We start from the raw sequence: 15,325 nt of genomic DNA on the forward strand, positions 1-15,325 counted from the left end.
GAGTACCGTGACGACCATGGAATTTCGATACCTCGGCAACAGCGGACTCAAGATCTCAGAGATCATCTTCGGCAACTGGCTGACCCACGCCTCACAGGTGGAGAACGACGTCGCGACGGCGAGCGTCCGGGCCGCCCTCGACGCCGGCATCACCACCTTCGACACCGCGGACGCGTACGCGAACACGGCGGCGGAGCAGGTGCTCGGCGACGCCCTCAAGGACGAACGACGCGCGAGCCTGGAGATCTTCACGAAGGTCTACTGGCCCACCGGCCCCAAGGGACACAACGACGTGGGCCTGTCCCGCAAGCACATCATGGAGTCGATCGACGGGTCGCTCATGCGCCTCGGCACCGACTACGTCGACCTCTACCAGGCGCACCGGTACGACAGCGAGACCCCGCTCGAGGAGACGATGCAGGCCTTCGCCGACGTCGTGCGTGCCGGCAAGGCCCTCTACATCGGTGTCAGCGAGTGGAACGCGGAGCAGCTTCGCGCCGGCCACGCGCTCTCGAAGGAGCTGGGCTTCCAGCTCATCTCGAACCAGCCGCAGTACTCGATGCTGTGGCGCGTCATCGAGGAGGAGGTCGTCCCGACCTCCCGCGAGCTCGGCATCTCGCAGATCGTCTGGTCGCCTGTGGCGCAGGGCGTCCTCAGCGGCAAGTACCTCCCGGGTGCCGAACTGCCGCAGGGCAGCCGCGCGACGGACGAGAAGGGTGGAGCGGACACGATCAAGCGCTTCCTCGACGACGAGGTGCTGACCGCCGTGCAGCAGCTCAAGCCGATCGCCGAGGAGCTCGACCTCACGATGGCGCAGCTGGCGCTCGCTTGGGTGCTCCACAACGACAACATCGCGGGTGCGATCGTCGGCGCTTCACGCCCGGAGCAGGTCACAGCCAACGCGGCCGCTGCCGGCGTGAAGCTCGACGACTCGGTGATCGCCCGGATCGACGAGGCCGTCGCATCGGTCGCCGAGACCGACCCGGCGAAGACCGTCTCCCCGGAGTCGCGTCCCGCCTGATCAGGCCGCACCGAGACTCCCGGTCTCCCCCGTCAGACGGACGGGGAGGCCGGGCGTCGTCGCGTCAACCCGCCCCGCGGGGGATGCCGGTGCACGCGGGACGGCCGTAGCGTGATGAGCAGACGGGGAGACCCCCGCCCCGGCCCCCGCCGGACACACGCTCACTGGAGGCGGCCGATGCTCGAACTCAGCCACATCGACAAGTCGTACGGCGAACGGAAGGTGCTCGACGACGTCAGCTTCCAGGTCGCTCCCGGACGCATGACGGGCTTCGTCGGCGGGAACGGGGCCGGCAAGACGACCACCATGCGCATCCTCCTCGGGGTCCTCACCGCCAACGCCGGCACCGTGACCCTCGACGGCACCGCTCTGACCCCCGAAGACCGTCGTCGCTTCGGCTACATGCCGGAGGAGCGCGGCCTCTACCCGAAGATGCGCGTCGAGGAGCAGCTCGTGTACCTCGCGCGGCTGCACGGCTTCACCACGCACGCCGCGAAGCGCAACGCCGGCGAACTGCTCGAGCGGCTCGGCCTCGGCGAGCGCCGGAACGACACCCTCGAGAGCCTGTCGCTCGGCAACCAGCAGCGCGCCCAGATCGCGGCGGCGCTCGTCCACGACCCCGAGGTCCTCGTCCTCGACGAGCCGTTCTCCGGTCTCGACCCGATGGCGGTCGACGTGGTCGTGGGCGTGCTCAGCGAGGTCGCTTCGGGTGGAGCCCCCGTGCTGTTCTCGAGCCATCAGCTCGACATCGTCGAGCGACTCTGCGACGACCTCGTGATCATCGCGTCCGGCACCATCCGGGCCTCCGGCTCGCGCGACACCCTCCGCGAGGCGCACGCCGGCAACCGCTACGAACTCCTCACCACGGCGGACACCGGCTGGCTGCGTGAACGTCCGGGCATCACGGTCGTCGACTTCGACGGCGGTTACGCGCTCTTCGACGCCGACGATGCCGCTGCCGCCCAGGCCGTCCTCCGCGAGGCGCTCACCCACGGCGACGTCACCAGCTTCGCCCCACTCCGTCCCACCCTCGCCCAGATCTTCAAGGAGGTCATCCAGTGAGCACCGCAACGCACACGCCGACTCAGCCGAGCGGACGCCGTCACGCCGGCCCCGCCTCCCCCAGCCTCGTCCAGAGCATCGGCCTCGTCGCCGAGCGCGAGGTCAAGATGCGCCTCCGGAGCAAGACCTTCCTCATCTCGACGGGCATCCTGCTGCTCGTGATCCTCGCCGGCATCGTCGTCGGCGGGTTCATGGCGAAGAACACGGCGTCCGAGGCGATGAAGGTCGCGGTCGTGGGGAGCCCAGGCGGTGGACTCACCGAGGGTGCCGCGGGGAAGTTCGACATCACCGGCGTGCCCGACGCCGCAGCCGCCGAGCAGCTCGTGAAGGACGGTGACGTCGAGGCGGCGATCGTCCCGAGCGACAGCAACGCCACCGGCTTCGAACTGATCTTCGCGACCGAGGCGGACCCGGCGCTCGTCTCCCAGATGAGCGTCCAGCCGCAGGTCACGATCCTCGACCCCGACAGCGATGGGTCGGCGGGCTTCCTGCTCTACATCGTTTCGCTCGGCTTCGGACTCGTCTTCTTCGTGTCGGCCACGACCTTCGGTGCGTCGATCGCGCAGAGCGTCGTGGAGGAGAAGCAGACGCGCGTCGTCGAGATCCTCATGTCCGCGATCCCGGTGAAGGCCCTGCTCGCCGGCAAGGTGCTCGGCAACAGCATCCTGGCGTTCGGGCAGATCCTCGCGATCGCCGCGCTGTCGGTCATCGGCCTGACGGTGACGGGCCAGAGCGAACTCCTCGCGGGCCTCGGAACCCCCGTCGTCTGGTTCGTGGTGTTCTTCATCCTCGGCTTCATCCTGCTGGCCGCGCTGTTCGCGGCCGCCGGATCGCTCGTCTCGCGGCAAGAGGACATCGGATCGACCACCACGCCGATTACGATGCTCATCATGATCCCGTACTTCGCCGTCATCCTCTTCAATGACAATCCGCTGATCATGACGATCATGTCCTACGTGCCGTTCTCGGCCGCCGTCGGGATGCCCGTCCGCCTGTTCGTGGGTTCGGCGCAGTGGTGGGAGCCGATCCTGTCGCTCCTCATCCTCGCGGTCTCCGCGGCGCTCGTCATCCTCGTCGGCTCGCGCATCTACGAGAACTCGCTGCTCAAAATGGGTGGGCGCGTCAAGATCTCGGAAGCGCTCAAGGCATGAGCGGGCTCGGCGGGATCGACGAGGTCTTCAACCCCGGTGCCTTCGAGGCGAAGCAGTTCCTCGACGCGGAGCAGCGCCTCCCCGCGCCCGCCCCGCTCGCGGGCGACCCGGTCGGCGACATCTACGGCGACGAGCCCATCGTGCTCGACCTCGTGGACGAGGACGAGGAGGACCAGGACGCGCGGTTGACGCCCGAGCAGGCCGCCGCGAACGCGGCCTCGACCGCGACGCCGACCGTGGGCGACGACGAGGAGGCCGCCGTCGCGTCCTCGATCGCCGTGCACGCCCTCGCGTACGAGCATGCGCTCGCCCAGGAGACGCCGGACGCCGAACCCGAGCCGGGTGCGCACGCCGACGTCGACGCCGCGATCGACGCCGTCCCCGAGGAGGTCGTCCCCTCCTCCGACGGCCCGCGTCACGCCGCCGACTGACCGCACGTTCGGGTTCGCAATTCAGGAGCGCCACGGCGCGTCGCGGCCGATTCGCCTCGTCCGATGACGCCGCACCCGGGCGCTCCTGAATTGTGAACAGCCTTGACCGGGTTCCATCCACGCAGGAAGTCCGCCCGCGATGCACGGAAGCTGCGTGTGGCATGCGCGAGGATGGATCAGTGACCGACTCCTTGCATGACTCCTCCATCCGCGGCTTCGCCTCCGACAATTACTCCGGGGTCCACCCCGAGATCCTCGAAGCCCTCGCTGCGGCCAACGGCGGCCACCAGATCGCGTACGGCGAGGACGACTACACCCGTCGCCTGCACGAGGTGTTCGCCGACCACTTCGGTCGCGACGTCGCCGTGTTCCCCGTGTTCAACGGCACGGGCGCGAACGTCGTCGGCCTGCAGTCCATGCTTCCGCGCTGGGGTGCCGTCATCTCGGCGACGACCGCGCACATCAACTCCGACGAGGGCGGCGCACCCGAGCGCGTCGGCGGCATCAAGCTCCTCACGGTCGAGGCTCCGGACGGCAAGCTCACCCCTGAGCTGATCGACCGCGAGGCCTGGGGGTGGGGCGACGAGCACCGCGCCCAGCCCCTCGTCGTCTCGATCACCCAGACGAGCGAGCTCGGCACGCTGTACACCCCGGAGGAGATCCGGGCCATCGCCGACCACGCCCACGGGCACGGCATGAAGTTGCACCTCGACGGCGCCCGCATCGCCAACGCCGCGGCCGCGCTCGGGGTCCCGCTGCGGGCGTTCACCACCGACGCCGGCGTCGACGTGCTGTCGTTCGGGGGCACGAAGAACGGACTCATGTTCGGCGAGGCCATCGTCGTCCTCGAGCCCTCGGCGTCGGAGGGCTTGATCTACCTGCGCAAGCTCAACATGCAGTTGGCATCGAAGATGCGCTTCGGCGCCGCGCAGCTCATCGCCCTGCTCGAACCGGCGGCTGACGGCGGCGACGGCCTGTGGCTGCGCTCCGCCTCCCACGCGAACGCGATGGCCGCACGTCTGCGCTCCTCGCTCGAGGCCCTCATCGAAGCCGGCGAGGCACCCGGTCTCGGGTTCAGCCAGCCGACCCAGGCGAACGCGGTCTTCGCGACCCTGCCGGCCGGGGTGCCGGACCGCCTGCGCGAACGGTTCCGGTTCTACGACTGGGACGCCGCGAAGGGCGAGGTGCGGTGGATGTGTTCCTTCGACACCACCGAAGCGGACATCGACGCGTTCGTCGCCGCGATCCGAGAGGAACTCGCGCGCGGCTAGCTCCTGCGTGACGACCCACCCACGCGAGCCCAACCACGATGTGGCAAGGTTGGTGGTCGGGCTTCCATCCGGATGAGAGAGACGGTCATGCACTATCAGTCGACGCGGGGACACGACCTGCCCCAGCACTTCTCGGACATCCTCCTCGGCGGGCTCGCACCCGACGGCGGGCTCTACCTGCCGGCGGAGTACCCGCAGCTGACGGCCGAGGAGCTCGAGTCGTGGCGCGAGCTCTCCTACGCCGACCTCGCCTTCGCGGTGCTGTCGAAGTTCGCGGACGACATCCCGGCCGCCGACCTCCAGGACATCACGCGCCGCACCTACACCGCCGAGGTCTACTCGAACGGTCGCCAGGGCGACGACGCTTCACTCATCACCCCGTTGCGCACCCTCGGTGAGGAGGGCGGCACCGAACTCCGGCTCCTCGGCCTGTCGAACGGCCCGACGCTCGCCTTCAAGGACATGGCGATGCAGCTCCTCGGCAACCTCTTCGAGTACACGCTCGCGAAGAGCGGCGACGAGCTGAACATCCTCGGCGCGACCTCCGGCGACACGGGCAGCGCAGCCGAGCACGCCATGCGCGGCAAGACGGGCATCCGGGTCATCATGCTGAGCCCGCACGGCCGTATGAGCAGCTTCCAGCGCGCGCAGATGTTCAGCCTCCAGGACGACAACATCGTGAACCTCGCCGTCGAGGGCAACTTCGACGACTGCCAGGACATCGTGAAGGCCGTCTCGAAGGACGCACCGTTCAAGGCGCTCCACGCCGTCGGCACCGTCAACTCGATCAACTGGGCCCGCGTCGTCGCCCAGATCGTCTACTACGTCCACGGCTGGCTGCTGGCCACCGACGGTCCCGGCCAGAAGGTGTCGTTCTCGGTGCCGTCCGGCAACTTCGGGAACGTCTGCGCCGGCCACATCGCGCGCTCGATGGGGCTGCCGATCGACCAGCTCGTCGTCGCCACCAACGAGAACGACGTGCTCGACGAGTTCTTCCGCACCGGCGTGTACCGCCCGCGGTCCGCGGCCGAGACGCATCACACCTCCAGCCCGAGCATGGACATCTCGAAGGCGTCGAACTTCGAGCGCTTCCTCTACGACCTCGTCGGCCAGGACGCCTCGCGGCTCGGCGAGCTGTTCCGTGCACTCGACGAGGAGGGCGGGTTCGACCTCTCCGGCACGCCCGAGTTCGAGCGCATCAGCGAGTTCGGGTTCGTCTCCGGCCGCAGCACGCACGCCGACCGGGTCGCGACGATCCGCGACGTGCACGAGCGCTACGGCGTCACGATCGACCCGCACACCGCCGACGGCGTCACCGTCGCCCGGCGCCACCTGCGGGAGGGCGTCCCGATGCTCGTCCTGGAGACCGCGCTGCCCGCGAAGTTCGCTGAGATCGTCCGCGAGGCGCTGGGCGAGGAGCCGGAGCGCCCGGCCGCGTTCGAGGGCATCGAGGGTCTGGAGCAGCGCTTCGAGATCGTGCCGGCCGACGTCGACCGCATCAAGGCGATCATCGCGGAGCACAGCGGGCGCTGACGCCGAACGGCGCGCTCACTCCCCGAGGGTCATCGGCTCCACCAGCACCCCGAGGCGCGTCCGCACCCACCACGCCCCGGTCTCGCGGCGTTCCCGTCGCGTCGTGAACCGGTACCGCCAGACCGTCACCCGGATCCACCGGGGTGGCCCGTCGGGGAACGGGTCGTCGCGGAGCAACGCGAGCGCCGCCCGGTCACCCTGTAGGAGGCGTTCGAGGTACCGCTCGAACCAGGCGGTGTCGCGAACGCCGAGCGCCAGGAACCACAGGAGCCAGTCGAGTCGGAGATGGTACGGCGCGAACTGCGGCGGGCGACGCAGCGGGTCGCCCGGTTTGCCGCGGAATCCGTACTCGCGCCACCCGGTCTCGTCGTCCGGGTCCGCGGCGTCGGTGCCCTCCACGATCAGCTCGCGGCGGACCTTCGTCACCGTGCCGAACGCCCCGTAGGCATTGACGAGGTGGTAGCGGTTGAAGCTCGCGTTCATCAGCTGTCGGCGCGAGAAGAGGTTGACCAACGGACGGATGCTGAGGAGCACGAGCCCGGTGGTCACGGCGGTGACGAGGAGCACCCACCAGAGCGGTGACGATCCGGGCTCCGGGGTCGCTGCCCCGTCCGGTGACCGCAGCCAGGGCATGACCGCACGGAAGCTCCGGTCGTCGACCGCGGCGAACGCGAGGACGACGGTGATCCAGTTGAGCCAGGCGAAGTTGCCCGTCACGATCAGCCAGAGCTGGCTGAGGATGACGAGACCTGCCGCCACCGAGGCGACCGGTTGCGGCGCGAACAGGAACCACGGCACCCCGAGCTGCACGACGTGGTTGCCGACGACCTCCACGCGGTGCGCCCAGCGGGGCAGCCGGTGCGCGTGCCAACTGAACGGGCCGGGCATCGGCTGCGTCTCGTGGTGGAACTCCATCGCCGTCAGGTCGCGCCACTCCCGCCCGCCGCGGATCTTGATCATCCCGGCACCGAACTCCAGCCGGAACACGAGCCAGCAGAGGAAGAGCACCACCGGGACCGGTGGTGCCACCGCACCGGACCCGAGGAAGGCGACGATGAACCCGGCCTCGAGGAGAAGCGTCTCCCAGCCGAACGAGGTGAACGTCTGTCCGACGTTCACGATCGAGAGATACCCCGCCCAGAGGAGGAGGAACGCGAGCATGGGCAGCCAGGGCGGTCCGAGCTGCGGCAGGCCGACGACGAGGGTCGCGGCGACGAGTGCCCCGCCCCAGGCGACCACCAGCAGCAGCCGGTCGGAGTAGTGCCAGTGGAAGAGACTCGGCGACTGGCGGAACCGGATGCGGCGGAGGAAGGAGGGGATCGGGAGCAGCCCGCGTTCGCCGAGCAACGCGGGGAACTGGTTCGCCGTCGACACGAATGCGACGAGGAAGATGGCGGCGACCCCTCGCTGCAGGACCTCGCGGGCGATGAACGAGTCACCGGCGTCGAACCAGCTCCAGGTCATCGGCGTCTCCCCTCGCTCCTCGATCCCTCGGGAGGTCCCCATGCTCCCGCGCGGACAGGATAGATCGGTCGGCCGGAGCACACCAGCCCTGCACGGCGCCCGCTGCACCGACCTACGCTGGCGGGCATGACCGACACGACGCATGGACCAGACGACCCCATGAGCGCCCGCGAGGAGCCGATCAGCCAGGGCGCGGGCGCTCCCCTCCTCGGCGAACCGATCGACGACGGCGGCGCGACCGTCCCCGACGGCACCGACGGCCCGCTCGTCACCGACGCGCAGGACGCCACCCCCGACGGACACGACGGATCCGATCTGGACGACACGGGCGACGAGGTCCCCATCGACCGTCCGACGGACGACCACGCCTTCGACCCCTTCGACGACACCCGCGTCGGCCCCGGCGACGACGAGCTCGCGGACGACATCGACGACGCCGACGACGGTTCCGAACTGCAGGACGACGGCACGGCGCCGGAGCTCGGCGAGCAGCGCAGAGGATAGGCGTCGGAGCGCCCTCAGCCAAGCCCGAGCGGCGGGAGCAGGGGATGCCTAGGCTGCCCACATGACCGATCCCATGGATGCAGCAGCAGCAGACGCGCAGCGCGACGCCCTCGCGCACGGCGGCCCCGGCGCTCAGGCGCACGTGCCCGGTGAGGACTCGACCGACAGTTCCGTCGGCGGCGTCGTCCCAGACGGCGACGCGTTCGACCGCTCGGGCGACGACGCCGCCCCGGGTGACGGCGGCCTGAGCAACGCCGGCGACGGCGTCGGCGGAGACGACGTGGTCGGCGACGCCGGACTCGACGGGGCCGACGACACCGAGGACTCGCTCGAGGACCTCGACGACGCCGACGACCTCGCGGACCACGCGCCGGTCGGCGACGACAACGGCGAGGGCCCCGAGTAGACCGGAGTCGCGCTCGGGCGGCGACGGCAAGCGGGCCTCGCCCGGCTCACCCCGGTCCCTGAGCCTGTCGAAGGGCGCTTCCGCTCCGGGCGCTCCCGGTCTGCGAGACGGTCGAGGGCGGTCAGGGGATGAGGATGAGCTTCCCGCTCGGGTGCCCCGACTCGCTCTCGCGGTGTGCGTCTGCGGCCTCGGCGAGCGGTCGGATCGTGCCGAGTTCGAAGCTGAACCGTCGGTGACCGTCCGATCCGGCCGAGGCGAGCTCCGCGACGGCCGGGATCGCCTCAGCGCGCCACGCCTGCTCCTGCTCGGTGAGCGGGAGCGGATTGCCACCGGACCACGCTTGGATCCCGAGCGCGGCCGCCCTCGCGCCGACCACGATCGTCCCGATGTTCCGGCGGTCGTCGACGAGCTCGAAGGAGGCGTCGAGCGCTTCGTCGGTCCCGACGGCGTCCAGCACGCGGTCGATGCCCTGCGGCGCGACCTCGTGGACGCGCTCGACCAGGCCGGGTCCGTAGGCGACCGGGACGGCTCCGAGTTCGCGCAGACGCTCGTGGTTCCGCTCGCTGGCCGTCGCGACGACCGTCGCGCCCCACGCCACGGCGAACTGCACGGCCGCGTGCCCGACCGCGCCCGAGCCGCCATGGATGAGGAGGGTCGTCCCCTCGGTCACCCCGAGCGAGCGCAGGGCCTGATAGGCGGTGCTCACCGGGATGCCGATCGCCGCCGCCTCCTCGAAGGAGACGCCCGCCGGCTTGGCGATGATCTGCTGCGGCGTCACGACGACGTGCGTCGCGTAGGTCCCCGAGGCGTTCGTGATGACGACCTCGTCGCCCACCGACCAGCCTTCGACCCCTTCGCCGACCTCGGCGACCACGCCGGAACCGTCGCTCCCGACCCGGCGCGGCCCGGTCAGCTCGCCGCCTCGGATGCCGCTCCGGAGCTTCCAGTCGATGGGGTTCACCCCGGCGGCGCGGACCTCCACGACGAGCTCGCCCGGACCCGCGTGCGGGGTCGGCACCTCGACGGTCTCAAGGACGTCTGCGGACCCGAGCTCCCGATACTGGATGACGGTGGCCATGTCGTTCCCTTCTCGTGACGCGGCGGAGTGCCGCTCGTCGACGGTCGCCGCCCTGGAAGACGGCGTTCCGAGGCTACTCCCGACCCTCCTCCACAGCGCCTCGGGGGTGGCCGAGCATGACGCCGGATGACCGCCGGATGGCACCGGTCGGTGCGGCCCCCGTAGCGTTGGAACATGCCTCCCACTGATGGATCGATGTCCGCCGCGGCCTCCGCGACCATCGCGAACCTGCTCGCCGAGACCCGCAGCTACGCGCCGCCCGCCGACATCGCGCGTGAGGCGAACGTCGGCCCGGGCGAGTGGGCGCGTGCCGCGGCCGACCCCGTCGCGTTCTGGGAGGAACAGGCACGCCGACTCGACTGGGTCACCCCCTGGGAGACGGCGCACACCTGGGAGCCTGCGCGCCCGGTCGACGGCTCCGATCCCGACGACCCCTCGTCGGAACTCACCGTCCCCGCCGCGACCTGGTTCGCCGGGGGCACGCTCAACGTCGCGGTCAACTGCGTCGACCGACACGTCGACGCCGGGCGGGGCGACAAGGTAGCGCTGCACTTCGAGGGCGAACCGGGCGACCGCCGCTCGATCACCTACGCCGAGTTGCAGCGCGAGGTCTCGAAGGCGGCGAACGCCCTCACCGAACTCGGCATCGGGCAGGGCGACCGCGTCGTCATCTACCTCCCCGTGATCCCGGAGACGGTCATCGCGACGCTCGCGGTCGCCCGTATCGGTGCCATCCACTCGCTCGTCTTCGGCGGCTTCTCGGCGGAGGCACTGCGGTTCCGCGTCGAGGACACGGAGGCGAAGCTCCTCATCACCACCGACGGCCAGTACCGTCGCGGTGCTGCGGTGCCGGTCAAGCAGAACGCCGACGCCGCCGTCGACGGCGTCCCCTCGGTGGAGCACGTCCTCGTGGTCGCGCGGACGGGCGAGGAGACCCCGAACGTGCCGTGGACGCCCGGGCGCGACGTCTGGTGGCACGACACGGTCGGCGTCGCCGCCGACACCCATGAGGCCCAGGCCTTCGACGCCGAGACCCCGCTGTTCATCATCTACACGAGCGGCACGACCGGGAAGCCGAAGGGCCTCGTGCACACCTCAGGCGGGTATCTCACTCAGGCGTCCTGGACCCACTGGGCGGTCTTCGACGCGAAGGACGACGACGTCCACTGGTGCACCGCCGACCTCGCCTGGGTCACGGCGCACACCTACGAGATCTACGGGCCCCTCTCCAACGGCCTCACCCAGGTCATCTACGAGGGCACACCGAACACCCCGCACCAGGCGAGGCACTTCGAGATCATCGAGCGGTACGGGGTGACGACGTACTACACGGCGCCCACGCTCATCCGGACGCTCATGACGTGGTTCCCGGAAGGCCCGCCGCCAGAGCACGACCTCTCGAGCATCCGGCTGCTCGGCACCGTCGGCGAGGCGATCAACCCCGAGGCCTGGATGTGGTTCCGCGAGCGCATCGGCCGCGGCGAGGCCCCCGTCATCGACACCTGGTGGCAGTCCGAGACGGGTTCAGCCGTCATCGCGCCGCTGCCCGGTGCGACCACGATCAAGCCGGGCTCCGGGAGTCGCGCCCTCCCGGGCCTCGAAGCACTCGTCGTCGACGAAGCGGGCGAGACGGTGCCCTACGGTTCCGGCGGGTACCTCGTCGTCAGCCGGTTCGGGCCCTCGATCGCACGCACCGTCTGGGGCAACCCGGAGCGGTACCGCGACTCCTACTGGGCGACGTACTGGAAGCAGGGCTACTTCTTCTCCGGAGACGGCGCGAAGTGGGACGCCGACGGCGACATCTGGGTGCTCGGCCGGGTCGACGACGTCATCAACGTGTCGGGCCACCGGCTGTCGACCATCGAGATCGAGTCCGCCCTCGTCTCGCACCCGCACGTCGGCGAGGCCGGCGTGGTCGGGGTGCACGACCCGATCACCGGCAGTGCGATCGCGGCCTTCGTCATCCCCTCCTCGCGCTCGCACGGGCCCGAGGCCGACGAGGAGGCGTACTGGCTGGAGCGTTCCGCGAGCCTGGAGGCGGCGCTCCGCGCGCATGTGGCGAACGAGATCGGGCCGATCGCGAAACCGCGCGACGTCTTCGTCGTCCCCGACCTCCCGAAGACGAGGTCAGGCAAGATCATGCGCCGCCTCCTCGGCGACATCGTCGACCGCCGTCCGCTCGGCGACACCACGTCACTCCAGGACGAGTCCGCACCGCACCGGATCGCCGAGATCGTGAACGCCGCCCGAATCGTGCAGGCCGGGGAATAGCCCGCGGATCCATGCAGTTGCATCCATCGTCAATGGAGACGCCGACCCTGTTCCATTCCCCGTCCCCCTTTGGAGATCCATGTCCATCGTGACTCGCACCGCCCAGACCGATGCCCCCATCCTCGACGTCCTCGCCGACCGCTGGAGCCCCCGCGCCTTCGTCAGCGAGCCCGTCGACGCGGCGAAGCTGGCCTCCGCGCTCGAAGCCGCACGGTGGTCGCCGAGCGCCAACAACAGCCAGCCCTGGCGGTTCATCGTCGGCACGAAGGGCACGGAGACGTTCGACAAGATCGCCGAGCAGCTGGTGCCGTTCAACCGCGGGTGGGCCGCCCAGGCGGGCGCGCTCGTCGTCGCCGTCGCCGAGACCCTCGACGACGAGGGCAAGGAGCGCCCGTGGGCGATCTACGACCTCGGCCAGGCCATGGCGCACCTGAGCGTCCAGGCCCACAGCGACGGGCTCTTCGCCCACCAGATGGCCGGGTTCTCCGCCGACGGCCTCCGCGAGGCCTTCTCGCTGCCGGACGGCCTGCTGCCCTTCACCGTCACGGCCCTCGGCGAACTCGGTGAGCCCGAGCTGCTGCCGGAAGGCATGCTCCGCGACCGCGAGAGCGCTCCGCGCGAGCGTCGCCCCATCGCGGACCTCGTGATCGTCCAGGAGTAGTCCGCCCGCTCCACCCTGCTGCGCAGTCCGGTCCGCCGGGCTGCGCAGTCGTCGTTCCGGGGCTCACTCGTCGTAACCGTCCCTGAGACCCTCGCGCGGTCCCCGAGCACCCTCGCGGTCCCTGAGCCTGTCGAAGGGCGTGTCCGTCGCGTCGCTACAGCCCGGCGACGAGGTTGATGACGGTCGCGAGGATCACGGAACCGAAGAGGTACGAGAGCAGCGTGTGCTTCAGCACCGTGCGTCGCAGCTCGCTGGTGCGGAGCGTCGTGTCGGACACCTGGTACGTCATCCCGAGGTCGAAGGCGAGGTAGGCGAAGTCGCTGTACTGCGGAGCCTCCTCCTGGTTGAAATCGATCCCACCCTCCGGAGCGGCGAAGTACATGCGCGCGTACCGCAGCGTGTAGATCGTGTGGATGAGCGCCCAGGAGAGCGCCACGCTCAGCACGGCGAAGCCCGCGAGCACGCCCTGCTCGACGCCGGACGACGCCCGCGCCTGGAGGATGACGACGCTCAGCGCCACGAGGCTCCCGACACTCGCGAGCACGATGAGCACCTCGCTCGTCGTCCGCCCCGGCTCCTCGGATGTCGCGTGTTCCCGCGTCCGGTCCGGGCCCATCCGCCAGATCCGCACCCAGAGCGATCCGACGAAGACCACACAGGTGGCACCCCAGCCGGCGAGGATCGCGCCCGCCCAGAACCACTGCAGACCGGCGACCACCCCTACGACCAGGCCGATGAGGGCGGAGACGGACAGCCGGAGTTTCGCGCCGTGCCGCACCATGATCGGTCCTGGGGTCGATGAGCTCACGAGCTGATCGTGGCACCGTCCGCCTGGCTCACGGCGCAGGCTCGCGGCCGATGACGCAGGTCACGCCGGACCGACGAACAGCTCCTCCAGCTCGGCGAAGACGCCGACGGCGAGGCGTTCGAACTGCTCGGCACCGAGCCGGATCGTCTCGCCGGGGACGAGGCCGGTGAACGAGCCCTCCACCGCGTACGTCAGGACGGTACCGACCGTGAACACCCGCTCGTGTTCGATGATCGATGCGACGATGAGTTCCAGCTCGTTCAGGGCACCCGGCCCTCGGCCGAGCACCGACCGCACCCGATGGACGAAGGGTCGGTCGAGCACGAGGGTCAGGCCGGTGAAGAACTCGGGGTCGACCACCGCCACAGCCGCGGGGTCGGCTCCGGCCTCGGCGAGGGTCGCCCGTCCGGCGATGAGGGCAGCGATCATCGCCTTCGCCTGGTCGACCTCGCGCTGTTCGAAGGTCTTGCGTCCCAGCATGGGCGTCTCCTCGGGTGTCTCGGATCGGGTGCGCCTCACGCTACTCCCCCGCGTGCCCGACACGTCGTGGGCGCAGGAGTCGAGGCGCGGCGGTCAGGCCTTCGTCCGGCGGCGACGCGGGACGTGGAGCGACACGACCCCGGCCTCGCGGTTGATCCGGCGCGCCCAGGCACGCCACACCAGGGCGAACACGACCACGAGGACCACGAGGGTGGGCAGGCTGAGGATGCCGAGGGCCGGGTTGTCGGGGAAGAGCAGCCCCCAGACCACGGCGTTCCCGTCCCAGAGCCCGTGCATGATCGCGACCCCCAGATAGGCGAGCACGACGCCGAGGGTGACCCGGAAGCGGCCGTTGCGTGCGGCGGCGAACACAGCGGCGGCCAGGAGCGCCGTCCACAGCGGGTGACCGACAGGGTCGAAGATCGTCCTCCCGACGGCCGCTCGTGCCGCCTCGAACGATGGGTGGGCGATGATCGTCTCGATCGGAGTCGCGCCGGCGGCCAGCTTCTGCGTGTCCTCGACGCCCTGCGCCCAGCCCTGCCCGATGTACCAGAGGTTCTCGAGGACCGCGAACCCGATGCCGACGGCCCCGCCGACGAAGAGTCCTCCGCGAGCGGTCTTGCGCGGCAGGCGCCAGGCGATGATGACGACCGCGATGATCTTCGCGAGCTCCTCCGCGACACCGGCGAAGAACAGGCCGACGTCGCGCGGGTTGTCGCGCAGATCGGTCGCGGCCACTCCGATGAGGGAGTCGAAGGTGCTGCCGAGCGAGATCGCGACGAAACCACCGACGAGCACCGCCCACAGGAGGACGGGGATGGTGACCCCGTCGCCCGGCTGCAGGCGCCGCACCATCACGAGGAGCAGCGTGGCGGCGGCCAGGCCGGAGCCGAGGAGGATCCAGGCGGGGATGACCGCCGGGTTCCCGAGGAGCACGTGCGGCACGAGGAGGAGGAACGCCCAGAGACCCAGCCCACCGAAGAAGAACCAGGTGGTCGCGTGGCGGCGTCGCCAGATCGGGGCTGGCGGCTCGATCGTCTCGGGGGTCGTGCTCGGGGCTGCGTGTGACATCGGGTCCTCTCAGGGCGCGCCGATCGGGCCCATGGCGAGGATCACGCTAGTGCGCGTCGCCCGCCGCACGACAGGGGGTTCCTCCCCCATTCGGGGGTGACTTCCGACGCGGC

15 protein-coding genes are annotated in these 15,325 nt (G+C 70.3%); 10 read left to right on the forward strand and 5 right to left on the reverse strand.

All coding sequences use genetic code 11. The features are described from left to right. Positions 1–16: 16 nt before the first annotated feature. The 6 genes from QRN27_RS05755 (at position 17) to thrC (ending at position 6,469) form a co-directional block, all read left to right on the forward strand. On the forward strand, positions 17–1,021 hold the full coding sequence (locus QRN27_RS05755) for an aldo/keto reductase family protein (protein WP_285041079.1): 1,005 nt from the start codon (positions 17–19) through the stop codon (positions 1,019–1,021). Positions 1,022–1,198: 177 nt separating this feature from the next. Then, a complete protein-coding gene (locus tag QRN27_RS05760; RefSeq protein ID WP_285041080.1) occupies positions 1,199–2,083 on the forward strand; it encodes an ABC transporter ATP-binding protein in 885 nt (294 codons plus the stop codon). Beyond that, positions 2,080–3,234, forward strand: coding sequence for an ABC transporter permease (locus QRN27_RS05765; RefSeq protein WP_285041081.1), 1,155 nt, complete (start codon positions 2,080–2,082; stop codon positions 3,232–3,234). Before QRN27_RS05760 ends, QRN27_RS05765 begins: the two co-directional genes overlap by 4 nt. Continuing rightward, positions 3,231–3,665 carry a hypothetical protein gene (locus tag QRN27_RS05770; protein ID WP_285041082.1) on the forward strand — a complete coding sequence of 145 codons (435 nt, stop codon included), beginning with the start codon at positions 3,231–3,233 and terminating at the stop codon, positions 3,663–3,665. Before QRN27_RS05765 ends, QRN27_RS05770 begins: the two co-directional genes overlap by 4 nt. 161 nt (positions 3,666–3,826) lie before the next feature. Further along, positions 3,827–4,936 carry a threonine aldolase family protein gene (locus tag QRN27_RS05775; protein WP_285041083.1) on the forward strand — a complete coding sequence of 370 codons (1,110 nt, stop codon included), beginning with the start codon at positions 3,827–3,829 and terminating at the stop codon, positions 4,934–4,936. An 87-nt stretch (positions 4,937–5,023) separates the two neighbouring features. Further along, a complete protein-coding gene (thrC, locus tag QRN27_RS05780) occupies positions 5,024–6,469 on the forward strand; it encodes a threonine synthase (protein ID WP_285041084.1) in 1,446 nt (481 codons plus the stop codon). Between the two features lie 15 nt (positions 6,470–6,484). Here the strand turns inward: thrC and QRN27_RS05785 are convergent, their stop codons facing one another. Continuing rightward, complete coding sequence (locus tag QRN27_RS05785; protein WP_285041085.1) at positions 6,485–7,933, reverse strand: lipase maturation factor family protein; 1,449 nt, start codon at positions 7,931–7,933, stop codon at positions 6,485–6,487. 126 nt (positions 7,934–8,059) lie between these two features. On the opposite strand from QRN27_RS05785, the gene QRN27_RS05790 reads away from it, so the two are divergent. Together QRN27_RS05790 and QRN27_RS05795 are read left to right on the forward strand one after the other, a co-directional pair. Continuing rightward, positions 8,060–8,437 carry a hypothetical protein gene (locus tag QRN27_RS05790; RefSeq protein ID WP_285041086.1) on the forward strand — a complete coding sequence of 126 codons (378 nt, stop codon included), beginning with the start codon at positions 8,060–8,062 and terminating at the stop codon, positions 8,435–8,437. A gap of 61 nt (positions 8,438–8,498) precedes the next feature. Beyond that, the gene (locus tag QRN27_RS05795) at positions 8,499–8,843 is read left to right on the forward strand and encodes a hypothetical protein (RefSeq protein WP_285041087.1); all 345 of its coding nucleotides are present in this window, start codon (positions 8,499–8,501) and stop codon (positions 8,841–8,843) included. A gap of 121 nt (positions 8,844–8,964) precedes the next feature. On the opposite strand, the gene QRN27_RS05800 is transcribed toward QRN27_RS05795, so the two are convergent. Then, positions 8,965–9,921: an NADP-dependent oxidoreductase gene (locus QRN27_RS05800; RefSeq protein WP_285041088.1), complete on the reverse strand. Its 957-nt coding sequence runs from the start codon at positions 9,919–9,921 to the stop codon at positions 8,965–8,967. A gap of 174 nt (positions 9,922–10,095) precedes the next feature. Between QRN27_RS05800 and acs the strand changes: the two genes are divergently transcribed. Then, positions 10,096–12,192, forward strand: coding sequence for an acetate--CoA ligase (gene acs, locus QRN27_RS05805; protein ID WP_502929471.1), 2,097 nt, complete (start codon positions 10,096–10,098; stop codon positions 12,190–12,192). Between the two features lie 79 nt (positions 12,193–12,271). Then, positions 12,272–12,853 carry a nitroreductase family protein gene (locus tag QRN27_RS05810; RefSeq protein ID WP_056008984.1) on the forward strand — a complete coding sequence of 194 codons (582 nt, stop codon included), beginning with the start codon at positions 12,272–12,274 and terminating at the stop codon, positions 12,851–12,853. A gap of 154 nt (positions 12,854–13,007) precedes the next feature. Here QRN27_RS05810 and QRN27_RS05815 read toward each other — a convergent pair whose 3' ends face one another. From QRN27_RS05815 to QRN27_RS05825, 3 genes are all read right to left on the reverse strand, one after another. Further along, the gene (locus QRN27_RS05815) at positions 13,008–13,661 is read right to left on the reverse strand and encodes a DUF1345 domain-containing protein (RefSeq protein WP_285041089.1); all 654 of its coding nucleotides are present in this window, start codon (positions 13,659–13,661) and stop codon (positions 13,008–13,010) included. A gap of 60 nt (positions 13,662–13,721) precedes the next feature. Continuing rightward, positions 13,722–14,141, reverse strand: coding sequence for a hypothetical protein (locus QRN27_RS05820; RefSeq protein WP_285041090.1), 420 nt, complete (start codon positions 14,139–14,141; stop codon positions 13,722–13,724). Positions 14,142–14,234: 93 nt separating this feature from the next. Then, entirely contained in the window at positions 14,235–15,212 is a 978-nt protein-coding gene (locus tag QRN27_RS05825) for a PrsW family intramembrane metalloprotease (protein ID WP_285041091.1), read from the reverse strand. Between the last annotated feature and the right edge of the window lie 113 nt (positions 15,213–15,325).

The organism is Plantibacter sp. LMC-P-059a (assembly GCF_030209505.1).
Lineage (GTDB): Bacteria > Actinomycetota > Actinomycetes > Actinomycetales > Microbacteriaceae > Plantibacter.